We start from the raw sequence: 25,774 nt of genomic DNA on the forward strand, positions 1-25,774 counted from the left end.
AAGATTTGAATTACGAGTTATTTATAGCTAAGAGAATTATTGTTGGAAAACAGTATAAAAGTAGTATATCTTCATCAATAATAAAAATTGCCATAACGGCAATTGCCTTGGGAATTATTATTATGCTAATTTCTATTGCCACTACCGTTGGTCTTCAAAAAAAGATTAAAGAAAAAATATCAGGATTTAATGGACACATTCAAATTGCGAATTATGAAGATAATAACTCACAAATTAGCATAAGTCCAATTTCCATTCACCAAGATTTTTATCCTGAATTTAAAAATGTTACAGGAATAAAAAATGTGCAAAGTTTTGCCACTAAAGCAGGGATAATAAGAACAGAATCAGATTTTGAAGGTGTAATTTTTAAAGGTGTAAATAGCGATTATGATTGGTCATTCTTTCAAAATTATTTAATAGAAGGTGACTTGTTGGAAATTACAGATAAAACATCTAATAACGTTTTGATTTCTAAACATATTTCAGATAGGTTAAGACTAAAACTTGGTGATAAGTTAAATCTGTTTTTTATAAAAGAAGATGGTTCTCCGCCCAATAGAAGAACACCAAAGGTTGTGGGGATATATAACTCAGGCTATAAAGAGTTTGACGAAAATTATCTTATTGGCGATATAAAGCATGTGCAACGTCTAAATAAATGGCAGTCAGACCAAATTGGTGGCTTTGAAGTATTATTGGATGATTTTGATAGGTTAGAAGAAAAAGGAACAGAAGTTTACAATCAAGTAGGTTCAACGCTTAACGCACAAACTATTTCTGAAAAATACGGTCCAATTTTCGAATGGTTGGAGTTGTTGAATACCAATATTGTTGTAATTATTGTAATTATGATTTTAATTGCTGGTATAAATATGATTACAGCTTTGCTTGTTTTGATTTTGGAACGTACGCAAATGATAGGTATTTTAAAATCGTTGGGTAGCAACAATTGGAGTATCAGAAAAGTATTTTTATATAATGCATCTTACCTAATCGCCAAGGGCTTATTTTGGGGTAATATCATTGGTATTGGATTATTGTTGGCACAAAAATATTTTGGCTTTATAAAATTGAACCCTGAAAATTACTATGTGAGTGAAGCCCCTGTCTATATTAGTATTGGGGCAGTTTTAATACTTAATATTTGTACATTAATTTTATGTATGTTAATGTTGTTAATTCCTTCATATATAGTTAGTAAAATTAACCCTGTAAAAGCGATAAAATTTGATTAAATTTGTAAACTTTTCTTTGTATAAAGAATCTAGTATTAGATTTATTAATAAATTGATAAAAATCATAAAATGAAGTACGACATTATTATCATTGGAAGTGGACCTGGAGGTTACGTAACTGCCATTAGAGCATCTCAATTAGGTTTTAAAGTTGCTGTTGTTGAAAAAGAAAATCTGGGCGGCATATGTCTCAATTGGGGCTGTATCCCAACAAAGGCGTTGTTAAAAAGTGCTCAAGTATATGATTATTTAAAGCATGTAGATGCTTACGGTTTAAAAGCAAAAGAAATTGATAAAGATTTTTCTGCGGTTATTAAACGTAGCCGTAATGTAGCAGACGGTATGAGCAAAGGCGTTCAGTTTTTGATGAAAAAAAACAAGATAGATGTCATTGACGGATTTGGAAAAGTAAAAGCGGGTAAAAAAGTTGATGTTACCCATAATGATAAAACTTCGGAGTATACAGCAGATCATATTATTATTGCTACTGGTGCACGTTCGCGTGAATTACCATTTTTACCTATTGATGGTAAAAAAGTAATTGGATATAGAGAGGCTATGTCTTTGCCAAAACAGCCTAAAAAGATGATTGTAGTTGGTTCGGGTGCCATTGGGGTTGAGTTTGCGTATTTTTATCATGCTATGGGTACAGAAGTAACGATTGTTGAGTATTTACCGAATTTAGTGCCGTTGGAGGACGACGATGTTTCCAAACAATTTGGACGTTCTTTTAAAAAGTCGGGTATTAAAGTGATGACCGAAAGTAGTGTAACCAAGGTAGATACTTCAGGTAGTGGAGTAAAAGCGACAGTTAAAACCAAAAAAGGCGAGGAAATATTGGAAGCGGATATTATATTGTCAGCCGTTGGTATTAAAACCAATATTGAAAATATAGGGTTAGAAGATGTAGGCATTGCCACAGATAAAGACAAAATCATCGTAAACGATTTTTACCAAACCAATTTGCCAGGGTATTATGCCATTGGTGATGTAGTTGATGGGCCAGCCTTAGCTCACGTTGCTTCTGCAGAAGGTATTACTTGTGTAGAGAAAATTGCAGGGTTAAATCCCGAAGCTATTGATTATGGTAATGTTCCGGGTTGTACTTACGCTACACCAGAGATTGCCAGTGTTGGTATGACTGAGGCTCAAGCTAAAGAAGCTGGTTATGAACTGAAAATTGGAAAATTTCCATTCTCGGCATCAGGTAAGGCTCAAGCTGCTGGAAATTCCGAGGGATTTGTAAAAGTAATTTTTGATGCCAAATATGGCGAATGGTTGGGTTGCCACATGATTGGTGCCGGCGTAACCGATATGATTGCAGAAGCCGTTTTAGGAAGAAAATTAGAAACTACTGGTCATGAAGTGTTAAAAGCCATACATCCACATCCAACAATGAGCGAAGCTGTAATGGAAGCTGTTGCTGATGCTTATGATGAAGTGATACATTTGTAGAGGTTAGAGGTTCTTAGATTATAAGTTATTTCAATATTTTTTACTTTAGGATGTTATTATATATTAATTTCCAGTAAAGCATTTGTGGTTTCTTTTATTTTTTAAAAATGTTATTTATTTTGATAATAATTATGTAAATAGTACAAAGATTTAAGTATTTTCTATATTTCTACACTATGTTTTTCAGTAATTTTCATCAGAATGAAAAAACAACAGTTTTACTTAACACATATTATTTCCCTAATTTTAACCCTACTAAACGAAATAAATGAGCATAAATAAATATATAGTTACGAGCCCTATAAAACTAGAAAAAAAAACAACAAAAGAAGTTGATGCCGAGGCTCAAGAAAAACTCAAAAAAGCTAGAAAACAACTGAGCGAACTTCAAGATACCATGTATGCCCATGGTAAATATAGTATGTTGGTTTGTTTACAAGGAATGGACACTGCGGGCAAGGACAGTTTAATACGCGAAGTTTTTAAACAGGTAAATGCTAGGGGAGTTGTGGTACATAGTTTTAAAGTGCCTACGGATAAAGAATTAAAACACGATTTTTTATGGCGTCATTATATTGCTCTTCCAGAAAGGGGTAAAATTGGCGTGTTTAATCGTACTCATTATGAAAATGTGTTGGTTACTAGAGTACATCCTGAATACATTTTAGGAGAAAAAATTCCTTCGGTAAGAGAAATTGAAGATGTCAATGATGATTTTTTCCATAAAAGAATGGAGAATATCAATAATTTTGAAAACCATATTGTTGAAAATGGAACTATCGTTTTAAAATTCTTTTTACACATTTCAAAAGAAGAGCAAAAAAATAGATTATTAAGACGTATTGAGAAGAAAAGTAAAAACTGGAAATTTTCTTCGGGTGATTTAAAAGAACGCAAACTTTGGGATAAGTACCAGGAATGTTATGAAGATGCTATCAACAGAACTTCAACAGAAAAAGCACCATGGTATATTATTCCTGCTGATGATAAACCTACCGCAAGAGCTATTGTAGCACAGACTATTTTAGAAACTTTAGAAAATTATAAAGATATTAAAGCTCCCGAATTGGATGATGAGACCAAAGTTAGGTTAGGGGAATTTAAAGAGCAATTAAGAAATGATTAAATAACTTAAACTCAAAAAGGATTCGTAATTCTTTCTAGGTTTAGTTTCAATTAAAGATAAAATAAGAAATGAAAAGAATAATATTATTACCTATTATATTACTATTCGCTATAAGCTTGTTCGGCCAAACAGAAGCTCAGAAGGACTCGGTACAATTAAGACAAATTTATACAAAAGCACTGACCAAAGGGAAAAGTCACCAATGGCTTCATCATTTAACCAAAAAAGTTGGTCATCGCTTAGCAGGTTCGGAAGGCGATAAAAACGCTGTGGCATGGGCAAAAGCAGAGCTGGACAAGTTAGGCCTTACTAAGGTTTGGCTACAGCCCGTTACAGTACCGCATTGGGTTCGAGGTGATAAGGAAGCAGCTCATATAGAAACCCAATATGGCAATTTTAATATTGATATAAGAGCATTGGGCGGATCTATTGCAACTCCTAAAGAAGGTCTTTTGGCCGAAGTAATTGAGGTTAAAAGCTTAAAAGAGGTTGAAGAATTGGGCGAAAAAGTTAAAGGTAAAATAGTTTTTTACAATGGTACAATGCCAGCCGAAAAAATTGAAACGTTTAGAGCTTACGGTGCTTCGGTTGGTCAGCGTGTTAATGGTGCGGCAGTTGCCGGAAAATATGGTGCCGTTGGTGCCATAGTGCGTTCAATGACTACTAAATTGGATAATGTACCGCATACGGGTACTATGCGATATGGCGATATTGAAGAAAATCGAAAAATTCCTACTGCGGCTATAAGTACCAATAGTGCAGAAATGTTGAGTAAATTATTAGAGCAAAAAGATAAAATGAAGCTTAAGTTTTATTTTAAGCAAAACTGCAAAAATCTACCAGAAACTCAATCCTATAATGTAATTGGTGAAATTGAAGGGCTTAACTACCCTAATGAAATTATGGTAGTTGGAGGGCATTTAGATTCTTGGGATTTAGGAGAGGGTGCTCATGATGACGGTGCAGGTGTTGTACAATCAATGGAAGTATTAAGGTTGTTCAAAGAACTAAAAATAAAACCTAAAAGAACATTAAGAGTAGTATTATTTGCCAACGAAGAGTTTGGATTAAGTGGGGGAACAGCTTATGCCGCTGAAGCCGAAAAGAAAAAAGAGAACCATATTGTAGCTCTGGAATCAGATGCTGGAGGGTTTACCCCACGTGGATTTGGTTTTACAAGTAATGACAATAATTACAATCAGGTTTTGAATTGGAAATCACTATTTGAACCTTACAATATTCACATATTTGCTAGAGGTGGAGGTGGAGCCGATATTGGTCCATTAAAAAAGAACGACAATGTGTTATTGGGATTAAGACCGGATTCTCAACGTTATTTTGACTATCATCATACCGAGGCTGATGTTTTCGAAGCCGTTAATAAACGCGAATTAGAGTTAGGAGCAGCATCAATGGCTTCAATAATCTATTTATTTGATAAATATGGAATTAATAATTAGCAACCTCAATTAAAGGAATTAACTTAATGACCTACTCTAAAAAGCAACTTTCTCAATTAGTCGTAGAAAGCTGTGTGGCTTTTAATATAGAACACGTAATTATTTCTCCAGGTTCTCGTAATGCACCTTTAACTATAGGTTTTACAAATCATTCTAAAATTAAAACATATAGTGTTGTTGATGAACGCTGTGCGGCTTTTTTTGGATTAGGTATTGCTCAGCAAACTCAAAAACCAGTAGCCTTAGTTTGTACTTCTGGTTCTGCGTTGTTGAATTATTATCCTGCAATTGCCGAGGCATTTTATAGTAATATTCCGTTAATTATTGTTTCTGCTGATAGACCTGAGCACATGATTGATATTGGTGATGGACAAACCATACGCCAAGAAAATGTATTTGCTAATCACAGTCTTTTCAATGCAAATTTAATCGAAGATGAAAATTCCTTAAAGAAAAATATTCGATTGGTTTCTAACGCTTTAGAAATTTGTATCGAAAAAAACGGACCTGTGCATATAAATGTGCCTTTTGATGAACCATTATACGAGACAACTGAAAGTTGTAGAATAAATACTATTGATGGAAAGATTATGTCTGTTAAAAAGGAGATAGATTATAATTTGAAAGATTTTATTGACATCTGGAATAAATCAGCGAAAAAAATAGTTTTAATAGGTTCTCATTATCCTGATGAAAGGTTGGAACAATATTTAATTGAATTGGTATCAGATGAATCTGTATTGATGTTTACAGAAACCACTTCTAATGTCCATCATCCAAAATTTATAAATAGTATTGATAAACTGATTTTCCCTTTAGCAGATAATGATTTTGATAAGTTAAAGCCAGATATTTTACTTACACTGGGCGGAATGATAGTTTCAAAAAAAGTAAAGCAATTTTTAAGAATTCATCGACCAAAACATCATTGGCATTTAGATGGTGAGAATGCACCAGACACCTTTCACTGCTTGACACATCATTTTGAAATAAAATCGAGCTCGTTTTTCAGCCTTTTTTTAAAAGAAACAAAACCTGTAAAAAGTACTTATCAAAACTATTGGTTAACTGTTAAAAGGGACAGAAGTAAAAAACATAAACAATTTTTGGAACAAGTCGTGTTTTCTGATTTTAAGGTTTTTGATATTATTTTAAGTAAGCTTCCTAATAATGTGCACTTACAATTGGGAAATAGTTCGATTATACGTTACGCACAGTTATTTGAAAACAATCCAACAGTTAAAGTCTTTTGCAATAGAGGTACAAGTGGTATAGATGGTAGTACTTCTACGGCTATTGGTGCGGCATATAGTTCAACGGAACAAACTATTTTCATAACAGGAGATGTTAGTTTTTTTTATGATAGTAATGCATTATGGAATAAATACATACCCTCAAATTTTAGGGTTATTGTAGTAAATAATGGAGGTGGGGGCATTTTTAAAATTTTACCAGGACCTCAAAAAACAGAGGCTTTGGATTATTTTGAAACTCCTCACAACCTTTCTGCTGAACATTTATGTAAAATGTATCAGTTGGAATATAAAAAGGCTACCAACAAGGAGGAATTGTTATATCAATTAGAAACTTTTTTCAATAATTCTAAACAACCAAAAGTATTGGAAATTTTTACTCCAAATACTATAAATGACAAAGTACTAAAGAACTATTTTAAAACTATTCAATAAAAAACCTCGATTGGTTTGAGCCTAATCGAGGTTTTTTAATTTTGTCTAACGTATAAGCTTAACGTCCAGTCCCTTCACCTTCTTCTGATTCAATAATTTCTTCTTCAAACTCTTCCTCAGGTAATTCACCGTTATTTAAGCTTTTTTGTTTGGCTAATACTCGCTCAACATTTTGATAATAACCATCTGAATTTGTATCTTCAGATGAGATTTTAGCAAAACCATTTTTGTAGTATTTTAAGGCTCTTTTATAATCATTGCCAGTTTCGTAGTACTGACCAATATAGTAATCACCAATTGGAGATTCAGGATATAATCTGTTAATCATTTTACCAAACTCTTCTAAATAAGCTCCATCTTCTTTATCTAGAACAATAGATTCAATGGCAAAAATATCTCTTTGTCTAATTTTTAAATTCGCTCCAAAAAGAAATTGAATTTCAACATACTTTTTTTCTACATATTCTATAGCTTCTGCAGGAGACAAATCTGCAATATTGTTTTCAAACTCTTCTTTAGAAATAGAAGAATACATGTCAAAAATATGAGCCATAGCACCTGGAATTGCCTGACCTATTGACGATATATTTGTAGAGCTATTGAATTCATCGTATTTATACTTAAAATTTTCATTCTCAAAATTTTTAAGCACGTAGTATAAGGTTTCAATACTTTTGCTTTTTTGTTCACCTAAAAATTCACCATTGTTTAAATAATAGTAGGTGTGCCTATCCATAGTTGGCACTTTACCTCGAAATAAATCTGCTATATCTTGCGAATATCTTGGGTTTATATTTACATATGCATTAAATATTGGTGATGGTTCTACCATAAAATAATTGATAAAATTTGCCGTAATAGTATTACCTACAATGGTTCTAAACGGAGAAATTCTATAATTACCTTCAATATAACCAATTAGTTCATTTTTGATGAACTTATAAAATTTTGAGCTGGTTTCGGTTAGCATACTATTCAAATCTACAGCACAATCTAATTTTCGCTCATTTTTTTGATTTTGAAATATACCAACAACAATTTGTTCGGGTGCCTTATCTTTTGCCGCAAATAATTTAGAATTTGCTACATATATATCAAAAAGATATTCTGCATCTAATACAATAGCTAAAGGATAAACCCTAGTTGAATCTTGCTGATAAGAATCGGGTACATAAATTTTTAAAGTTCTGGTGCTGTTTAGCTCGCCACTTAATTCAGATGACTTAAAAGCTTCTAATGAAACGTTCTGTGCAAAGGCATTAAAACTAAATGCTAACACAAGTAATATAGAGTAAACTAATTTCATATTACACAATTTTTGGATTTTTAATCTGGTTAATTTTTTTTCTCTTCCCTTAATTCTATCTTTACAAACGATTAGAATCATATAAAATTGTAAGCAATGATGAAGCCAAACTGGAAAACAGTTAAAAAATTTACGGATATTACCTATAAAAAATCCAACGGAGTGGCCAGAATAGCCTTTAATAGGCCCGATGTTAGGAACGCTTTTCGTCCAAAAACAACAAGCGAATTGTATGATGCTTTTTACGATGCTCAAGAAGACACAAGTATTGGCGTGGTATTGCTTTCTGCAGAAGGACCTTCATCGAAAGATGGAGTATATTCATTTTGTAGTGGTGGGGATCAAAAAGCGAGAGGGCATCAAGGGTACGTAGGTGAAGATGGTATGCACCGCTTAAATATTTTAGAAGTACAACGACTAATTCGATTTATGCCAAAGGCTGTTATTGCTGTTGTTCCCGGCTGGGCTGTTGGAGGCGGGCATAGCCTGCATGTAGTTTGTGATTTGACATTGGCAAGTAAAGAACACGCAATTTTTAAACAAACCGATGCAGATGTTACAAGTTTTGATGGTGGTTACGGATCGGCATATTTGGCAAAGATGGTGGGGCAGAAAAAAGCACGTGAAATTTTCTTTTTAGGACGTAACTATTCTGCACAAGAAGCTTATGAAATGGGGATGGTAAATGCAGTAATTCCTCATGATGAACTAGAAGATACAGCTTATCAATGGGCTCAAGAAATTTTGGAAAAATCGCCAACATCCATAAAAATGTTAAAATTTGCTATGAACTTAACTGATGATGGTATGGTCGGTCAACAGGTTTTTGCAGGAGAAGCAACACGATTAGCGTATATGACCGATGAAGCCAAAGAGGGGCGTAATGCCTTTTTAGAAAAACGAAAACCTAATTTTGAAAAAAAATGGATACCGTAAAATTTTTAAGTCTTAAGCTTGCAGTAGCAGTAAAAACTTTCATTTTTTTTGATTAATTCAATAACTCATTAATAACTATGAAAATAATTTGCATTGGTAGAAATTATGCCAAACACATAGAAGAATTAGCTAATGAAAAACCGGAAAATCCCGTAGTTTTTTTAAAGCCCGATTCGGCTATTCTACCTAAAAAAATGCCTTTTTTCAGACCCCCTTTTTCTGACGATATTCATTATGAGGTTGAGGTATTGGTCAAAATAAATAAAGTGGGCAAACATATTGAAACCAAATTTGCTCATAAATATTACGACGAAATAGGCTTGGGTATAGATTTTACGGCCCGTGATGTTCAAACCCAATGTAAAGAGAAAGGACTACCTTGGGAAAAAGCTAAAGCTTTTGATGGTAGTGCTGTGGTAGGACAATTTTACTCTAAAGAACAATTTAACCTTGAAAATTTACAGTTTCAGTTGGTGAAAAATGAAATTGTTGTTCAAAATGGGAATACGAATGCCATGCTTTGGAAAATTGATGAATTAATTAGTTATGTTTCTCAGTTTTTTACCTTGAAAAAAGGAGATATTATTTTTACTGGAACTCCTGCGGGAGTTGGCAAGGTGAAAGAGAATGATGTTTTGGTTGGTAAGTTACAAGATAATGAAGCGTTTAGCATCAAAATTAAGTAAATGACACTGGAAATTGAACGTAAATTTTTGGTAAATAGTGATGCTTTTAAAAAAGAAGCCTTTAAAAATAAAAAGATTATTCAAGGGTTTTTATCTTCTGTTCCAGAACGAACCGTTCGAGTTCGAATTATTGGTGAAAAGGGTTTTTTAACTGTTAAGGGATTGGGAAACACTTCTGGGACTACAAGGTACGAGTGGGAAAAAGAAATTTCTTTAAGAGATGCAACGGATTTGCTAAAAATCTGTGAGCCAGGTGTTATTGATAAAACCAGATATTATGTAAAATCTGGAGATCATACATTTGAGGTCGATGAATTTTATGGAGAAAACAAAGGATTAATTATAGCAGAAATAGAACTACTTTCAGAAGATGAAAGCCATGAAAAACCCAATTGGTTGGGTCAAGAAGTAACAGGAATTACAAAATATTATAATTCTTCATTAATAAAAAAACCTTATAAAAATTGGTAGTCAGTGTCCTGAAGTGTCGGAAGAAAGCTCCTCATTTACAAAATTTAAATAAGTTTCTAAGCCGATCAACCTGACAGTCATAAAACTTTTTTTCTGAGCTAAATAATACTGATTAAATATTAATTTCGTTCAAACAAAATGTTTTAAATTGTGTATGCAACGCTTTGTAGACGGGGCCAATTTTTCCGTTGCCTATTGATTTTTCGTCAATTTGCACAACGGGCATCAATTCTTTGCTAGAACTTGTTATAAATACTTCGTCCGCATGGTACAATTCATCTAACGTTATAGTTGTCAAACTAATTGAAGGCTGAAGCTCTAACAGTTTTTTACGGGTAATACCTTCTAGAACGTTGGCTGTTGGAGTTGCTATTTTTCCCTTTTTCACGCAAAAAACATTGGAACGTGATGTTTCGGTAACATAATCGGTATGATACAGCACATCGGTGGCACCAGCTTCCTTTAACTCCTGATGCAGCATTTGGGGAAAGAAATAGTCCGTACTTTTTATGTTGGGAAAGGCCCTTTGGTATTTTTTACTGATAAGTTTAATTCCTTCGATATAATTATTAGGATTGTTTGCCTCTAAAACACCTGATAAAATAATCAATGTAGAAGATGATAAGGAACCAAAATTCAATGAAGTCCCTGCCGTTAAGGTTATTCTTATAAAACCGTGTTGGACATTATTGATGTTTTGCAGTTCTAAAACTTTTTGACGCAATTCATCTTTTGTATATGGGTTTGGTATTTTAGAAAGTTGAATGGAATTTATAAACCGCTTTAAATGATCTTCTAAAAAACGAAATTCACTATTGATGATCCTAAAAAAATCGAAAACAGCATAACCTCTATTTAAGCCAAGATCGTAAGCACTTATTTGTGCAGTATCACAATCAATCAGGGTATCGTTTATATAGCCTTTCACATTTACTTTGCAATATTCACAGCTCGGGTTTCTCTAATCACGGTTACACGAACCTGACCAGGATAAGTCATGTCATTTTGAATTTTTTGCGAAATGTTAAATGAAAGCTCTGATGCTTTAATATCATCAACTTTTTCACTTTCTACGATAACACGCAACTCTCTACCTGCTTGGATTGCATAAGCTTTTTGAACACCAGAAAATCCAAATGCAACATTTTCTAAATCTTTTAAACGTTGAATGTATGAGTCTAATACTTGTCGTCTTGCACCCGGTCTTGCACCAGAAATAGCATCACAAACTTGAACAATTGGAGCAAACAACGATTTCATTTCTATCTCATCGTGGTGTGCACCAATGGCATTGCAAACATCAGGTTTTTCTCCATATTTTTGAGCCCATTCCATACCCAACAGAGCATGTGGTAACTCACTTTCAGTTTCAGGTACTTTACCAATATCGTGTAACAATCCAGCTCTTTTGGCCACTTTAGGGTTCAAACCTAATTCGGCCGCCATTAAGGCACAAAGGTTTGCCACTTCTCGCGAGTGTTGTAATAAATTTTGACCGTAAGAAGAACGGTATTTCATTCTCCCAACTACTTTTATTAATTCTGGATGAAGACCATGAATACCTAAATCAATTACCGTCCGCTTACCAACCTCAACAATTTCTTGATTGATTTCTTTTGATGTTTTGGCGACAATTTCTTCAACACGAGCTGGGTGAATTCTACCATCGGTTACCAATTTATGCAAGGATAACCTAGCAATTTCTCTACGTATAGGATCAAAACAAGAAAGAATTATCGCTTCTGGTGTATCATCAACAATAATCTCCACACCCGTGGCGGATTCCAACGCCCTAATATTTCGTCCTTCTCTACCAATAATTCTACCTTTAACATCGTCCGATTCCAAATTAAAAACAGACACACAATTTTCAACTGTTTCTTCAACACCCACACGCTGTATAGTACTTAAAATAATCTTTTTCGCTTCGTTTTGTGCAGTAAGTTTAGCTTCTTCAAGGGTGTCTTGAATATAGCTCATAGCATCAGTTTTGGCTTCCTCTCGTAATGAAGTGACTAATTCTTTTTTGGCTTCCTCAGCGGAAAGGCCAGATATAACCTCTAAATGCTCAACGTGCTTTTTATGCAGTTTTTCAGCTTCTTTTTGTTTCTTTTCCAAAAATTCGACTCTGTAATCGTAATCCGAAACTTTTTCTTCTAATCTTTTATTGAGTTTATTAGTTTTATCAAGTTCTTGAGCTACTTTAGATTCCTTTTCGCGAATCCTTTTTTCTGCTTCTGAAACTTTTCTGTCCCTACTCAAAATCACCTTTTCATGCTCAGCCTTTAATTCGATAAACTTCTCTTTTGCCTGAAGTACTTTGTCCTTTTTTAATACCTCAGCATCTGTTTTTGCTGTTTTAATTATCGACGAGGCTTGCTTTTTTGCATCTTTTAAAATAGCTGAAGCTTTGTTTTTCTCAAGAGTTTTGGCAATTATAAAGCCGATAATCAAACCTACTACAATACCAATTATAATTGGTAATATCATTCCATCCATTGTTTTAGTTTTAGTTTTTGGTAAATTGGTGTTATTAAACTCACCTCTGCAAACAGAAATGAATCCATAAAAAAAGCCTACATCTAGAAAGGTTTTTTAAACTCCTTGTAAGACAAGTTTAGGGCTAACCGGCTGATCAAGGATCCGCTGAAATGCTGAAACAGCAAATACGGCGTGCTTTACTAGCTTAGACTCACCCTTTTTAAAAAAATAATGTTGAGTTTAATGAACAAATAACTAAATGTAGGCAGTAATTGTTATATTTTAAAGAACGTATTATAAATGAGCATCTAAGGCAACACTCATCTCTATTAATTTTTTTTCTATTTCTTCTCCATCTTGGTCATTATAAATACTTTTTACTTCTTGTAACGATGCAAATTGCAGTGCACACATTGCTAAAACATCTTGTTTATCTCTAACTTCATAATTCTCTTCAAAACGCTTTATCAAATCGTTTATTTTTTTTACAGCTTTTCTAACCCCTTCTTCTTCACCCTCGCTATTTATCGTTAATGGATAAACTCTGTCTCCAATAGTTACCTTAATCTTTAACTTCTCTTCCATTGGTTTTACTCACTTAGCTGCAATATGCACTTATCAATTTCTCGTATTAATGTATTTATTTTCAATTTGGTTGTATGTTTATCTTCTTTGCTGCCTACCATCGCATTTGCAACCCTTAATGATTCGTATTTATTTTCAATAGCACTTATAGATTCTTGCCCTTTTTGAACTTCTTGAACTAATTTTTCACTTTTCTCCAACAGTTGTTGGTTTTCTATCTTCAATAATTCGTACTTGGTCAGTAAGTTTTCTAACTTACCTTGCAGGGAATCAACTATTTCTAAAACGTTACTCATTAAATACAGAGATTCTAAACATTACCAACAAATTTAGTATTCTATTTAGAATTAACCAAGATTTTTTAAACTATTATTAAATATTAACGTTAAAGTTTTGACAATTAACACATTAATCAACGTTATGCATAATATTTTTTAATTCAATCTTGAATGATTATTTTTGCCGCTATCATGAGAAAAATATTTTTAACTACACTACTTTTTTTTGTTATACACCAAGGGTTTACACAGGCTAATTATCCTAAAAACTATTTTAGAAGCCCTTTAGAAGTACCTCTAATTTTGTCAGGTACTTTTGGCGAGTTACGTAGCAATCATTTTCATGGAGGGTTAGATATTAAAACACAACAACGCGAAGGATTGGATGTTGTAGGTATTGCAGACGGATATGTTTCTCGAATAAAAATACAACATTGGGGCTACGGTAAAGCCTTATATGTTAAGCACCCTAACGGATACACTTCTGTTTATGGGCATTTAAAGAAGTTTTCTCCTGAAATTGAGGCCTATGTTAAAAAGCAACAATATGCGAAAAAAAGCTATACTATAGAGTTGTTCCCTAAAGCTAACGCACTAAAAGTTGAAAAAGGAAAATTGATTGCTTACAGTGGTAATTCCGGTAGTTCGGGAGGCCCCCATGTGCATTTTGAGATTCGCGATGGCAATTCCAAGCCTATAAACCCTATGTTTTTTGGTATTGACATCCCAGATTCTCAAAACCCTTTAATTAGGGCAGGTGTGGTATATTCTTTTGGAGATTCTACGCATGTTGATGGTACCAATGCTTTAAAAGAACTAATTATCAAAAATAAAAATGGAAACTTAGTAGCAAACCCCATAGAAGCCTATGGTAAAATAGGTATTGGCGTAAACGCTGTTGACAAATTGGATGGAGCACTAAATAACAATGGTATTTTTAACCTAAGGATGACGGTTAATGGTAAAAAAGTATATGAACACGAAGTAAATACCTTTAGTTTTGCCGAAACAAGGTATCTTAACACCTTGATAGATTATGAAAGGTATCACAAAAAAAGGCAAAAAATCCAAAAATGTTTTGTAGAGCCTTCCAACAAACTAAGTATTTATAAAGCTCTGGAAAATAATGGCTATGTAACCATTGAAGGTGGGTTATCTTATAATATCGAAGTTATTGCTAAAGATTTTAAAGGGAACTCAACCAAACTTATTATTCCCGTTAAAGGTAAAAAAGCAGATAAAATTGTAAAAGAAGAAATCAAAAAAACACCGCATTTTTTCAGGGCTAATGAATTTAATAAGCTCAACAAAGAAAACGTTAGTGTGGCCTTTCCTAAAAACAGTTTTTACAAGGACATTTATTTTGATTTTAATTACGACGGTAGAATTGCCAAATTACATAATGGTGGCATCCCTTTGCATCGCAATTTTACCTTGACTTTTGATATTTCCAACCATCCTGCCAAGGATAAAAGCCAGGTTATTATAACCTCTATTAATAAAAAAGAGAAGCTTTCCTATGCTTCGACCAGACGTAAAAACAATAAAATTTATACGTTAAGCAGAAGTTTGGGCAATTATACTTTAGCAATTGACTCTATAGCTCCAAAAGTAAAACCTGTTAATTTTAAAAATAAACAATGGTTATCTAATTACAGGTATTTAAAACTAAAGATTACCGATAATTTATCTGGAATCAAATCGTATAGAGGAGAAATTAATGGTAAATGGGTATTATTTGAATACGAACCGAAAAAAAACTTGTTAACTTACGATTTTAACGACGGTAAATTAGAAGGTAAAAAACACGAATTAAAACTGACGGTAGTTGACAATGTAAACAATACTAATGTGTATATTGCAACGTTTAATACTAAATAGAAAGCCCACCCATCCCGATGATTTTTGGGACTCCAACATGGAGGGAGTTTCATGAGATAATAAAGAAACCGTTGACCAGTGAACCAGAAAATCTTCATTTTCTTTTTTATGTTTTGTTTTTTGACAATGTCCATCATTGCACAAACGGCAACCATAAAAGGTACTGTAAAAGATGAAAAAGGCAAACCCATTGAAGGTGTTTCGGTAACCTATAATCAACAAGGAACGACTACGGATAGTAATGGAAAATACGAACTTAATATTCCCGCAAACATTGAAGTTACTATAACGTTTAGTCATATTGCTTATACCACCCTTACTAAAAAGGTAAAAGTTCCCAAAAACAGAAATCTGTTTTTTTCTCCCAAACTCAAAATAAAAATCGAGGAAATAGAAACGGTTACTATCAAAGATAAAAAAGATGATGCCCAAGGCATTGACAAAGTACCTATAGAAACCATAAAAAAATTGCCCAGTGCCAATACCGGAATTGAAGGCACGTTGAAGAATATTGGTTTGGGCGTAAGCGGTAATAACGAGCTGAGTACACAGTATAATGTCCGTGGTGGTAATTACGATGAAAACTTGGTGTATGTAAACGGAATAGAAGTGTATCGTCCATTTTTGGTGCGTTCAGGGCAACAGGAAGGGCTAAGTTTTGTAAACCCTAACCTTACGCAAAATGTAAAATTTTCAGCAGGTGGATTTCAAGCAAAATATGGTGACAAACTCTCGTCCGTACTAGATATTACTTACAAAAAACCTCGAAAGTTTGGTATTGGTTTGGAAGCGAGTCTTTTAGGCGGAAGCCTGACTTTAGAAGGCACGTCTAAAAATAACAAGCTTTCGGCAATTTTAGGTGCCAGATATAGAAACAACAGTCTTTTTGTCAATAAAAAAGATATTGAAACCAATTTTAAACCCAATTTTACGGATATTCAAACGTATGTTTCTTATCAATTTAATAATAGATTTGGTCTCGATTTTTTAGGAAATTTCTCCTTAAATAATTACAACTACACACCAATTAGCCGACAGACAAAATTTGGAACATTAGCCGACCCAAAAGCTTTGGTTGTCAATTACAGAGGTAAAGAGGTTGACCAGTATTTAACACTTTTTGGAGCACTAAAAGGTTCTTATCTAGTTAATGATAATTTAAAACTAGAGCTGACTACATCTGTTTATAATACACAAGAAGAGGAATATTACGATATTCTGGCGTTTTATGGCATTGGCGATGTCAATGCCGATTTTGGCAGTGATAATTTTGGCGATGTTGAATTTTCTCAAGCTATTGGTTCACAATTAGATCATGCCCGTAACGATTTGGATGCTTTAATTACAAATATCCAATTAAAGGCAACATTGAAAAAAGATGAACATCTTTTTGAATTTGGAGCAAAGTATCAATTGGAAGACATTAAAGACAGGATCATTGAATGGGAAGTGATTGACTCCGCCGGGTTCTCTATACGACCTCCTCACTTATTACCTAGAAATGACGAACCTTACAATCCTTACACAGGGCCAATTGTACCTTTTACAAGCCTTCGGGCGACAAATAATGTTCAAATCAATAGAATTTCTGGTTTTGGACAGTGGAGCAAAACGGCTTATGTCAATGACCATCAACTATGGTTTAATATGGGCGTTAGGGCTCAAAACTGGAAGGTAAAAGCAGATGGTGTTGAAGAAAAAGGACATACGGTTGTAAGCCCTAGGGCTCAATTTGCCATAAAACCCGATTGGGAAAAAGATATGCTTTTTAGAATTTCTGGCGGATACTATTATCAACCTCCATTTTATAGAGAGTTACGAGATTCTTTGGGTACGGTTCATCCTGAAGTAAAAGCACAACGTTCCATTCACTTTGTACTGGGCAACGATTATAGTTTTAAATTATGGAATAGACCTTTTAAATTGGTTACCGAAGCCTATTATAAAACCTTGTCGGATGTAAATCCGTTTACGGTAGATAATGTACAGATACGTTATCGTGCCAAGAACAACGCAACCGCGTATGCCGTTGGTTTCGATGCCCGTATCAACGGAGAATTCGTGGAGGGCACGGAATCGTATTTTAGTTTTGGGTATTTGAAAACCGAAGAAAATATTAACAATCAAGGTTATATCTCTAGACCCACCGACCAGCGATTAAAATTTGCTGTGCTGTTTCAAGATTATGTCCCTAATTATCCCAACCTAAAAATGTATTTGAATATGGTTTATAATACGGGTGTTCCCGGCGGTTCACCCTCGTATGCCAATCCTTACGTTTTTCAGAATAGATTAAAAGATTATTTTAGATCAGATATTGGTATTTCGTATGTATTTAAAGATGTCGAAAACACAACCAACATAAAATGGCTAGAAAATTTTAAAGAATTTTCACTCGGTATAGAGCTTTTTAACATGTTTGATGTTCAAAATTCCATAACCAATACTTGGGTGCGTGATATCGCTGCATCACGCTCCATAGGTATTCCAAATTTTTTATCGGGTAGGGTGCTGAATGTAAAATTGAAGATTGGGTTGTAAATTTAATCCAATTTTAAACCTTTCTTAACGTTAATAGTCTAAAGACAAAACCTATTTATTGGTAGCCGAAACTGAACTTATATCAGAATTAAAAAACCCGCTAACGCAAGAAAAAGCGTTTAGGGGGCTTATGTCGTTATATAAAGAACGTTTGTACTGGCATATTCGTAAAATAGTAATTTCTCATGATGATGCCGATGATGTGCTGCAGAATACTTTTATTAAAGTGTATAGAAATATTGATAAATTTAATGCTGAAAGCAAAATTTATTCTTGGATGTACCGAATTGCCACAAATGAGTCCATTACCTTTATCAATAAACGGGCTAAAACTCAAAATGTAGATGTAAATGAAATGCAGGGCCAAATGGTTCAAAATTTAGAATCAGATGTGTATTTTGATGGTGATGAAATTCAACTAAAATTACAAAAAGCAATTGCTACATTACCTCAAAAACAGCAGTTGGTATTTAATATGAAATATTTTGATGCTATGAAGTATCAGGATATTTCAGATATATTAGAAACATCGGTGGGTGCATTAAAAGCGTCGTACCATCATGCCGTAAAAAAAATTGAGAAATATATAACTGAATAACTATTAAACCATTGTAAGTAAATCTAGTCTTATAAACAGAATGACAAAAAATAAACTAGAACATATCAAAAAATCGGGATTTACAACACCAAAAGGGTATTTTAATACGCTTGAGGATGCTGTTTTTGATGAAATGGCTAGTGAAAAGTTTTCTAAAAAAGATGGATTTGAAAGTCCAAAAGGATATTTCTCTACCCTAGAAGATAATGTGTTTAAGAAACTGAAGCTAGAAGAAGATAAAAAAGAAACAGGATATAAAATTCCTGAAAATTATTTAGAAACTGTTGAAGATAAGGTATTTACCACTATTAATGATAAACCTAAAGTAATTGATTTTAAAACTATTTTATTAAAGAGGTTAATCCCAATTGCGGCGGCGGCTTCGTTGTTATTGTTTATTTTTATAAACTATAACCAAACAACTGATGATGTTAACTTAGATCAATTGGCTTCAACCGAAATAGAACAATGGATTGATGATGATTTGATTACCTTTGACACTCACGAAATTACGGAAGTATTTAATGACATAGAATTGGAAAGTCAACCCATTTTTGAAGAAGAAGATCTTGAAGACTATTTAAATGGCACGGATATTGAAAGCTTAATACTAGAAAATTGATGAATATAAAAAAATTCATATTTGGAATATTATTATTTACGGTGTTTACTGGAGTTGCACAACGTACTGACAATGATAAAATAAAAGCGTTTAAAACTGCTTTTATAACAGATGCGTTAGAACTCACTGTTAAAGAAGCCGAAAAATTTTGGCCAGTCTATAATGCCTATGAAAAGGAATTTCAAAAAATAAAGATTGTTAAAACACGTCAACTATTCAGGAAAGTTAGGGCTGCTGGTGGTATTGACAAGTTAAGTGATACTGAAGCAGATGCTATTTTAGAGGAGTTATTGGAAGTAGACGTTAAAGTAGCTAAGGCTAGAGAAAAATTAAAAAAAGATTTGACGGGCATAATATCGTCCAAAAAAATGATAAAATTAATAAGTGCAGAACAGAATTTTAATAAAGAATTATTAAAACGATTCAGAAATAGAGCGGGCAACCCCAAAAGAAAGTAAGTTACCAAGAATTTGGCAGGATGCCTTTATTTTTTAAATTTGCACTGGAAAAAGGAAAGAAAAAGATGAAAAAGTTACAATTTATTGCCGTTTTAGCCATTGTTTTGTTGTCGTTTAATAGCTTAAATGCTCAATCTGATACAGATACTAAAACAAAAAAAGCTACCATTAATAGTTCTGAAAAAAAGCCTGAGAAAATTACACACAAAAACATTGATTATTATATAATTGACGGTGTTTGGTATGCTAAAATCAATAAGCGTTTTGTCTTAAGAACTGCTCCTAAAGGTGCAAAACTTAAAAAATTGCCCGAAGGTGGTGAAAATGTGGTGATGGGAGGTATAAAATACTACAAATATCACGGTGTTTTTTACAAAAAGTCAAAAGGTGGTGGTTACGAGGTGGCTAGACCTTAAGTTTATTAACTTTTCAGTATAAAAAATATTAGCTTGATAGTTTCTTAAATTTCATTGGGATTTATTTTTCGTAAATTTGTTTTATTACTTCATTTTGAAGAATTAATGTCCAAACAAAATGAGTGAATACTGAACTAATAGTTCCAAAAATCCAAAAGCTAAGAGTTACTCCCATTATTGGCATTCCACAATTTACTCCATCCGTTCTTGGTTCAGGATAAAAATAAGATGGAAAAACAAAAAAATGCCCGATCAAAATTATAGCCAGAATAATGCTATTTGGAATTTTGTTTTTAAATTTTCCATTGAGATAATACAGTGATAGTTGAATTATTATTAATATTCCTAGAAACTTTAATATCATAATGGTTCAAGACTTCTATAACATTTAACTCGTAACCATATACATTTTCTCACGTTGCTCTTTTATTTTGGCATTTTCAAAATACTCATCAAAGGTCATATACCTATCAATAGCTCCTTGTGGGGTTAATTCTATAACTCTATTGGCAACTGTTTGAGAAAATTCATGATCGTGCGTTGCAAACAACACTGTTCCTTTAAAGTTTTTTAATGAGTTATTAAATGCTTGGATGGATTCTAAATCTAAGTGATTTGTAGGTTCGTCTAGCATTAACACATTTGCTCTTAACATCATCATTCTTGATAACATACAACGTACTTTTTCACCACCAGAAAGTACATTGCATTTTTTTAGAGCTTCTTCTCCGCTAAAAATCATTTTGCCTAAAAATCCACGAATATATACCTCTTCACGTTCTTCTTCAGTAGTTGCCCACTGCCTTAGCCAATCTACCAAACTTAAATCATTATCAAAAAAATGAGAATTTTCCAAAGGTAAATAGGCTTGTGTAGTAGTTACTCCCCAAGCAAATTTCCCTGAATCTTGCTTTAAGTTTCCATTAATAATTTCAAAAAAAGCAGTTACCGCTCTTGAATCTTTTGAAAAAATTACAACTTTATCTCCTTTTGCCAAATTAATATTGACATTATCGAACAACACTTCACCCTCAATGGATTTCTGTAAACCTTCAATATTCAATATCTGGTCTCCAGCTTCGCGGTCACGATCAAAAATTATTGCAGGATAACGTCTGCTAGAGGGTTTAATATCAGAAATGTTCAATTTTTCAATCATCTTTTTTCTACTCGTTGCTTGTTTAGATTTAGCAACGTTGGCAGAAAACCTACGTATAAATTCTTCCAGTTCTTTTTTCTTTTCCTCAGCTTTTTTGTTCTGTTGGGAACGTTGACGAGCAGCCAATTGACTGGACTCATACCAGAATGAATAATTACCAGAATAATGGTTTATTTTTCCAAAATCAATATCAGAAATATGTGTACAGACTGCATCTAAAAAGTGCCTATCATGCGAAACAACAATTACCGTATTTTCATAATTAGCTAAGAAGTTTTCTAACCATTTAATTGTTTCATAATCCAAATCATTGGTCGGCTCATCCATAATCAATACATCAGGATTTCCGAATAAAGCTTGTGCCAATAGCACTCGTACCTTAGCTTTACCGTCCATATCCTTCATCAGTGTATAATGTTGCTCTTCTTTTACACCTAAATTGGACAATAATGCAGCTGCATCGCTCTCGGCGTTCCAACCGTTCATTTCTTCAAATTCAACTTGCAATTCACCAATTCGTTCCGCATTCTCATCTGAATAATCGGCATATAGTGCATCAATTTCAGTTTTAACTTTAAAGAGTTGTTTGTTACCTCTTAATACTGTTTCCAATACTGGATACTCATCCGCAGCGTTATGGTCTTGTGACAATACGGACATACGTTTTCCTTTCTCTAAAGACACGCTACCTGAAGTAGGGTCAATATCTCCGGCCAGTATTTTTAAAAAGGTTGATTTTCCTGCACCGTTAGCACCGATTATCCCATAACAATTACCTTGTGTAAAAATGGTATTTACATCATCAAATAATACACGTTTTCCGAATTGTACCGATAAGTTAGAAACTGATAACATTCTTGTTTTTTTAAATTCCGTGCAAAAGTAAGCAATGCTTAGTAATTGGCGAAACTAACAGAGTCATAATTTAACATCACATTAACTAAATTTAGCATTATGAATGGCTAATTTTGTCTTGTTGAGCAAAACCTGATGAATTTGGCAAAACTATTACATTCATTTTTTTCTTATAGATACTTCTTTTTATTTTTTGCAACGCTTCTTACAGTTGGTTGTAATGATAAAGCAGCGACTAATGTTGCCTACTTTGGCGGACAAATAATTAATCCTAAATCCGACAAGGTTTATTTTTTCAAAAATGATGAACTATTAGATTCTTCAAAACTATCTATTAACAATAAATTTTTAATAAAATTAAACGATTTTTCCGAAGGGTTTTACAAGTTTGAACACGGCAACGAATATCAAAATGTATATATGGAGCCCGATGACAGTTTGCTTATTCGGTTAAATACATGGGACTTTGACGAGTCGTTGGTTTTTAGTGGAAAAGGTGCTGAGCGTAATAATTTTCTAATCAATTTGTTTTTAATTAATCAAAAAGAAGACAGGGCTTTTAATAGATTTTACAAACTTAATGACAGTTTATTTCAACTGAAAATAGATTCGGTATTAGCATTAAAAAACCTACTTTATTCACAATTTAAATCTGAAGTACCTGAAAACCCTGCACTGTTTGACAAGTTGATAAATGCTGCAATTAATTACCCCATCTATACAAAAAAGGAAATCTATCCTTATAACAATATGAAAGTTCTAAAGTCGGAAAAACATCCTGAAATTGATCCGATCTTTTTTAGATTTAGAAAAAACATTAACCTTGATGATGAAGAATTGTTCGGATTTTATCCTCATGAAAGTTATGTAAGAGCTTATTTGATTCATTTGGCTTATGAAAAACAGGTGCTGGATAGCTTTAAAAGTGATCTGGATGTAAATATGATGCAAGCTGCACTTGAAAATGTTAAAAATGAGACCGTAAAAAATAAATTTTTACATATTGGCATTTGGTACACGTTGTTGAACCAAAACATTTCTCCAAAAGAAAAAGAAAGAGCAATACGTCTGTTTTTTGATCATTCAACTGATAAAAAAAGTGTAACGGAAATATCTAATTTAATAGAGGTTTCTAAAAAATTAGCAAAAGGAAGTGCATTTCCAAGAATATCGCCTTATGACTATGAGAATAATACCGTTAATCTTAATAAGGTTATTAAAAATAAAAATACAGTAATATGTACTTGGCCCGATGACTCTAGCCAAATGGATAATTTTGCCAAGCGTATTAATTATTTAGAAAAAAAATATTCTGACATTTTGTTTATTGGTCTTACTTCCGCCTATCAAGAAAACGAATGGAGAAATCAAATTAAAATAAAAAAATTAAATAAAGACCATCAATATCGCATTGACAAAGGTATTGATTGGTTGGACATTAACTTCCCAAGAGCAATTTTAATAGACAAAGAAGGCAAAGTTCAGAACAACATGACGCATTTAGCAAATCGTAGTTTTGAAAAGCAACTAAAACAGCTTAAATAATTTACCAGTTTATCAAATTTTACAATTATTGTTTAAATTAAGCGTAAATCGTTAAAATAAGTCTACTTTTGCACACTCATAAACAAAAAGGCTTATTTATCTGCTAGGACAGCACAATTGGGAAGCCTTAGTTTGATAAATTTTAATAGATGTCTTTATTTAATGAACTTGGCTTACGTCAAGAAATTGTCAACGCTTTGACAGATTTGGGTTACGAAAAACCTACCCCTATTCAACAACAAGCCATACCACAAATAATAAGTGCCGCTGATGACTTAAAAGCATTTGCACAAACTGGTACAGGTAAAACCGCTGCTTTTAGTTTACCCATTTTAGAAAAACTGAATACTGAAAGCAAAACCACTCAAGCAATAATTTTATCACCTACACGGGAGTTAGCCATTCAAATTGGAAAAAACATAGAAGAGTTTTCTAAGTACATGAAGCGTGTTAATGTAGTTACTGTTTACGGAGGAGCTAATATTGACGAGCAAATTCGTGGACTGAAAAAAGGTGCACAAATTGTTGTGGGCACACCGGGCAGAACGGTCGATTTAATTAAACGCAAACAGCTAAAACTAAAAGATATTGAGTGGGTTGTACTTGATGAGGCAGATGAGATGTTAAACATGGGCTTTAAAGACGACTTGGATCAAATTCTAGAAGTTACCCCAAGAGAAAAACAAACCCTGTTATTTTCAGCTACTTTTCCCAGAGAAGTAGATGCAATTGCTAAAAACTATATGACTAAACCTGTTGAAATTAGTGCAGGTAAAAAGAATGCCGGTGCCGATAAAGTTTCGCATGAATATTATTTAGTTTCAGAAAAAAACAGATACCCAACGCTAAAAAGATTGGCAGATGTAAACCCTGATATTTATGCCATAGTATTTTGTAGAACGCGTAGAGAAACTAAAAATGTAGCGGCAAATTTAATTGACGATGGTTATAATGCAGATGCTTTACACGGCGATTTATCGCAAGCTCAACGTGATATAGTTATGGAAAAGTTCCGATCTAAACATTTGCAAATTTTAGTTGCTACCGATGTTGCCGCAAGAGGTTTGGATGTGGATGACCTTACTCACGTAATTAACTATAAATTGCCCGATCAAGCTGAAAATTACACGCACAGAAGTGGTAGAACAGGTAGAGCGGGCAAAGAAGGAATATCTATTGCTATTATTAATAATAGAGAAAAGAATGCTCTAAAACCTATAGAGAAAAAAATTGGTAAAAAATTCGTTCACCAACAAGTACCTGGTGGGAAAGAAATTTGCGAAAGACAATTGTTTAAACTGATAGAAAAGGTAAAAGATGTTGAAGTAAACGAAGAGCAAATCAGTCCCTATTTAGAAAGTATTTATGATCAATTAAAGGATATTGACCATGACGAATTGATAAAACGATTTGTTTCTATTGAGTTTAACTCATTTTTATCCTATTACAAAGGTGCACCAGATTTAAATGGTGATGATTCAAGAGAACGTAGAAGAAGTGCAGATGAAAACTTTACAAGATTCTATATTAACATCGGTAAGATGGACGGATTGAATCCTGCTAAGTTAATGGGATTAATCAATGAATATCTTAAAAAGAGAGATGTAGAAATTGGTCAGATAGAAATTCTTAAAAGTTTCTCTTTTTTTGAAATTGACAAAGCCTTTGCTGATAAAGTAGTAGATGCTTTTAAACATGCAGAATTTGGAGGCAGATCGTTAATTGTAGAAGTAACCACAAAACCTAAAGGTGGTGGAAGAAGAAGTGGTAAAAAACGAGGCTTTGGTGGTGGAAGATCTGGAGGTGGCGGCAGAGACAGACGTTCTGGCGGAGGAGGTTATAAGGGTAAAAACTCTGGCGGAGGCTACAAAGGAAAAAAGAAAGGTGGTTTTGGCGGAGCCAAAAGAAGTGGAAGACGCTAAATAGACAAGAGGTGCGAAGAAAAAAGTTCTGAATTTGGAGTTATGAGTTCAGAGTTTTTTAAGTTCG

The 25,774-nt window shown here is 33.4% G+C and carries 22 protein-coding genes and 1 other RNA gene; 16 read left to right on the forward strand and 7 right to left on the reverse strand.

Annotation, left to right across the window (positions count from 1 at the left end; all coding sequences use genetic code 11):
* The first annotated feature begins 5 nt into the window (after positions 1-5).
* From U5A88_RS03535 to menD, 5 genes are all read left to right on the forward strand, one after another.
* Positions 6-1,238 carry an ABC transporter permease gene (locus tag U5A88_RS03535; RefSeq protein ID WP_354203822.1) on the forward strand — a complete coding sequence of 411 codons (1,233 nt, stop codon included), beginning with the start codon at positions 6-8 and terminating at the stop codon, positions 1,236-1,238.
* A gap of 69 nt (positions 1,239-1,307) precedes the next feature.
* Positions 1,308-2,693 (forward strand): dihydrolipoyl dehydrogenase, encoded by a 1,386-nt coding sequence (gene lpdA / locus U5A88_RS03540; protein ID WP_354203824.1) that lies wholly within the window; start codon positions 1,308-1,310, stop codon positions 2,691-2,693.
* 268 nt (positions 2,694-2,961) lie between these two features.
* Positions 2,962-3,819, forward strand: coding sequence for a PPK2 family polyphosphate kinase (locus U5A88_RS03545; RefSeq protein WP_354203825.1), 858 nt, complete (start codon positions 2,962-2,964; stop codon positions 3,817-3,819).
* A gap of 68 nt (positions 3,820-3,887) precedes the next feature.
* Positions 3,888-5,279 carry a M20/M25/M40 family metallo-hydrolase gene (locus U5A88_RS03550; RefSeq protein WP_354203827.1) on the forward strand — a complete coding sequence of 464 codons (1,392 nt, stop codon included), beginning with the start codon at positions 3,888-3,890 and terminating at the stop codon, positions 5,277-5,279.
* Between the two features lie 26 nt (positions 5,280-5,305).
* Positions 5,306-6,967, forward strand: a complete 1,662-nt coding sequence (gene menD, locus U5A88_RS03555; RefSeq protein ID WP_354203829.1) for a 2-succinyl-5-enolpyruvyl-6-hydroxy-3-cyclohexene-1-carboxylic-acid synthase — start codon at positions 5,306-5,308, stop codon at positions 6,965-6,967.
* Between the two features lie 58 nt (positions 6,968-7,025).
* Here menD and U5A88_RS03560 read toward each other — a convergent pair whose 3' ends face one another.
* Entirely contained in the window at positions 7,026-8,273 is a 1,248-nt protein-coding gene (locus U5A88_RS03560) for an alpha/beta hydrolase (RefSeq protein WP_354203831.1), read from the reverse strand.
* A gap of 96 nt (positions 8,274-8,369) precedes the next feature.
* Here U5A88_RS03560 and U5A88_RS03565 point away from each other — a divergent pair, with 96 nt between their 5' ends.
* The 3 genes from U5A88_RS03565 to U5A88_RS03575 all read left to right on the forward strand — a co-directional run bounded on the left by U5A88_RS03565 (position 8,370) and on the right by U5A88_RS03575 (position 10,366).
* The gene (locus U5A88_RS03565) at positions 8,370-9,209 is read left to right on the forward strand and encodes a 1,4-dihydroxy-2-naphthoyl-CoA synthase (RefSeq protein ID WP_354203833.1); all 840 of its coding nucleotides are present in this window, start codon (positions 8,370-8,372) and stop codon (positions 9,207-9,209) included.
* Positions 9,210-9,286: 77 nt separating this feature from the next.
* The gene (locus U5A88_RS03570; RefSeq protein ID WP_354203835.1) at positions 9,287-9,895 is read left to right on the forward strand and encodes a fumarylacetoacetate hydrolase family protein; all 609 of its coding nucleotides are present in this window, start codon (positions 9,287-9,289) and stop codon (positions 9,893-9,895) included.
* Positions 9,896-10,366: a CYTH domain-containing protein gene (locus tag U5A88_RS03575; RefSeq protein WP_354203837.1), complete on the forward strand. Its 471-nt coding sequence runs from the start codon at positions 9,896-9,898 to the stop codon at positions 10,364-10,366.
* 112 nt (positions 10,367-10,478) lie between these two features.
* On the opposite strand, the gene U5A88_RS03580 is transcribed toward U5A88_RS03575, so the two are convergent.
* The 5 genes from U5A88_RS03580 to U5A88_RS03600 form a co-directional block, all read right to left on the reverse strand.
* Complete coding sequence (locus U5A88_RS03580) at positions 10,479-11,294, reverse strand: aminotransferase class IV (protein ID WP_354203839.1); 816 nt, start codon at positions 11,292-11,294, stop codon at positions 10,479-10,481.
* Positions 11,295-11,296: 2 nt separating this feature from the next.
* Complete coding sequence (gene rny / locus U5A88_RS03585) at positions 11,297-12,865, reverse strand: ribonuclease Y (protein WP_354203840.1); 1,569 nt, start codon at positions 12,863-12,865, stop codon at positions 11,297-11,299.
* A gap of 98 nt (positions 12,866-12,963) precedes the next feature.
* A non-coding RNA gene (ssrS, locus tag U5A88_RS03590) (6S RNA) lies at positions 12,964-13,087 on the reverse strand.
* Between the two features lie 54 nt (positions 13,088-13,141).
* The gene (locus U5A88_RS03595; protein ID WP_354203842.1) at positions 13,142-13,432 is read right to left on the reverse strand and encodes a cell division protein ZapA; all 291 of its coding nucleotides are present in this window, start codon (positions 13,430-13,432) and stop codon (positions 13,142-13,144) included.
* Positions 13,433-13,437: 5 nt separating this feature from the next.
* Positions 13,438-13,728 carry a hypothetical protein gene (locus tag U5A88_RS03600; protein ID WP_354203844.1) on the reverse strand — a complete coding sequence of 97 codons (291 nt, stop codon included), beginning with the start codon at positions 13,726-13,728 and terminating at the stop codon, positions 13,438-13,440.
* Between the two features lie 174 nt (positions 13,729-13,902).
* On the opposite strand from U5A88_RS03600, the gene U5A88_RS03605 reads away from it, so the two are divergent.
* From U5A88_RS03605 to U5A88_RS03630, 6 genes are all read left to right on the forward strand, one after another.
* Positions 13,903-15,591 (forward strand): M23 family metallopeptidase, encoded by a 1,689-nt coding sequence (locus U5A88_RS03605; protein WP_354203846.1) that lies wholly within the window; start codon positions 13,903-13,905, stop codon positions 15,589-15,591.
* 126 nt (positions 15,592-15,717) lie between these two features.
* Positions 15,718-18,132 carry a TonB-dependent receptor gene (locus tag U5A88_RS03610; protein ID WP_354203848.1) on the forward strand — a complete coding sequence of 805 codons (2,415 nt, stop codon included), beginning with the start codon at positions 15,718-15,720 and terminating at the stop codon, positions 18,130-18,132.
* 58 nt (positions 18,133-18,190) lie between these two features.
* A complete protein-coding gene (locus U5A88_RS03615) occupies positions 18,191-18,730 on the forward strand; it encodes an RNA polymerase sigma factor (RefSeq protein WP_354203850.1) in 540 nt (179 codons plus the stop codon).
* A gap of 40 nt (positions 18,731-18,770) precedes the next feature.
* The gene (locus tag U5A88_RS03620) at positions 18,771-19,352 is read left to right on the forward strand and encodes a hypothetical protein (RefSeq protein ID WP_354203852.1); all 582 of its coding nucleotides are present in this window, start codon (positions 18,771-18,773) and stop codon (positions 19,350-19,352) included.
* Positions 19,352-19,810 carry a sensor of ECF-type sigma factor gene (locus U5A88_RS03625; protein ID WP_354203854.1) on the forward strand — a complete coding sequence of 153 codons (459 nt, stop codon included), beginning with the start codon at positions 19,352-19,354 and terminating at the stop codon, positions 19,808-19,810. Before U5A88_RS03620 ends, U5A88_RS03625 begins: the two co-directional genes overlap by 1 nt.
* 65 nt (positions 19,811-19,875) lie before the next feature.
* Complete coding sequence (locus U5A88_RS03630) at positions 19,876-20,226, forward strand: DUF6515 family protein (protein WP_354203856.1); 351 nt, start codon at positions 19,876-19,878, stop codon at positions 20,224-20,226.
* 388 nt (positions 20,227-20,614) lie between these two features.
* Here the strand turns inward: U5A88_RS03630 and U5A88_RS03635 are convergent, their stop codons facing one another.
* The gene (locus U5A88_RS03635) at positions 20,615-22,240 is read right to left on the reverse strand and encodes an ABC-F family ATP-binding cassette domain-containing protein (RefSeq protein WP_354203857.1); all 1,626 of its coding nucleotides are present in this window, start codon (positions 22,238-22,240) and stop codon (positions 20,615-20,617) included.
* Between the two features lie 141 nt (positions 22,241-22,381).
* Here U5A88_RS03635 and U5A88_RS03640 point away from each other — a divergent pair, with 141 nt between their 5' ends.
* Together U5A88_RS03640 and U5A88_RS03645 are read left to right on the forward strand one after the other, a co-directional pair.
* Positions 22,382-23,785 (forward strand): hypothetical protein, encoded by a 1,404-nt coding sequence (locus tag U5A88_RS03640; RefSeq protein ID WP_354203859.1) that lies wholly within the window; start codon positions 22,382-22,384, stop codon positions 23,783-23,785.
* Between the two features lie 149 nt (positions 23,786-23,934).
* Positions 23,935-25,707: a DEAD/DEAH box helicase gene (locus U5A88_RS03645; RefSeq protein WP_354203861.1), complete on the forward strand. Its 1,773-nt coding sequence runs from the start codon at positions 23,935-23,937 to the stop codon at positions 25,705-25,707.
* Positions 25,708-25,774 lie beyond the last annotated feature (67 nt).

The sequence above is a fragment of the Aureibaculum sp. 2308TA14-22 genome (genome assembly GCF_040538665.1).
Taxonomy (GTDB): domain Bacteria; phylum Bacteroidota; class Bacteroidia; order Flavobacteriales; family Flavobacteriaceae; genus Aureibaculum.

What these genes read in the sequence shown, in the direction of transcription:
- U5A88_RS03570 (WP_354203835.1), top strand. Translation starts at nt 9,287, where the DNA reads ATGAAAATAATTTGCATTGGTAGAAATTATGCCAAACACATAGAAGAA.
- U5A88_RS03595 (WP_354203842.1), bottom strand. Translation starts at nt 13,432, where the DNA reads ATGGAAGAGAAGTTAAAGATTAAGGTAACTATTGGAGACAGAGTTTAT.
- lpdA (WP_354203824.1), top strand. Translation starts at nt 1,308, where the DNA reads ATGAAGTACGACATTATTATCATTGGAAGTGGACCTGGAGGTTACGTA.
- U5A88_RS03605 (WP_354203846.1), top strand. Translation starts at nt 13,903, where the DNA reads ATGAGAAAAATATTTTTAACTACACTACTTTTTTTTGTTATACACCAA.
- U5A88_RS03645 (WP_354203861.1), top strand. Translation starts at nt 23,935, where the DNA reads ATGTCTTTATTTAATGAACTTGGCTTACGTCAAGAAATTGTCAACGCT.
- U5A88_RS03550 (WP_354203827.1), top strand. Translation starts at nt 3,888, where the DNA reads ATGAAAAGAATAATATTATTACCTATTATATTACTATTCGCTATAAGC.
- U5A88_RS03610 (WP_354203848.1), top strand. Translation starts at nt 15,718, where the DNA reads ATGTCCATCATTGCACAAACGGCAACCATAAAAGGTACTGTAAAAGAT.
- U5A88_RS03575 (WP_354203837.1), top strand. Translation starts at nt 9,896, where the DNA reads ATGACACTGGAAATTGAACGTAAATTTTTGGTAAATAGTGATGCTTTT.
- U5A88_RS03565 (WP_354203833.1), top strand. Translation starts at nt 8,370, where the DNA reads ATGATGAAGCCAAACTGGAAAACAGTTAAAAAATTTACGGATATTACC.
- U5A88_RS03620 (WP_354203852.1), top strand. Translation starts at nt 18,771, where the DNA reads ATGACAAAAAATAAACTAGAACATATCAAAAAATCGGGATTTACAACA.
- U5A88_RS03545 (WP_354203825.1), top strand. Translation starts at nt 2,962, where the DNA reads ATGAGCATAAATAAATATATAGTTACGAGCCCTATAAAACTAGAAAAA.
- menD (WP_354203829.1), top strand. Translation starts at nt 5,306, where the DNA reads ATGACCTACTCTAAAAAGCAACTTTCTCAATTAGTCGTAGAAAGCTGT.
- U5A88_RS03600 (WP_354203844.1), bottom strand. Translation starts at nt 13,728, where the DNA reads ATGAGTAACGTTTTAGAAATAGTTGATTCCCTGCAAGGTAAGTTAGAA.
- U5A88_RS03560 (WP_354203831.1), bottom strand. Translation starts at nt 8,273, where the DNA reads ATGAAATTAGTTTACTCTATATTACTTGTGTTAGCATTTAGTTTTAAT.
- U5A88_RS03635 (WP_354203857.1), bottom strand. Translation starts at nt 22,240, where the DNA reads ATGTTATCAGTTTCTAACTTATCGGTACAATTCGGAAAACGTGTATTA.
- rny (WP_354203840.1), bottom strand. Translation starts at nt 12,865, where the DNA reads ATGGATGGAATGATATTACCAATTATAATTGGTATTGTAGTAGGTTTG.
- U5A88_RS03625 (WP_354203854.1), top strand. Translation starts at nt 19,352, where the DNA reads ATGAATATAAAAAAATTCATATTTGGAATATTATTATTTACGGTGTTT.
- U5A88_RS03630 (WP_354203856.1), top strand. Translation starts at nt 19,876, where the DNA reads ATGAAAAAGTTACAATTTATTGCCGTTTTAGCCATTGTTTTGTTGTCG.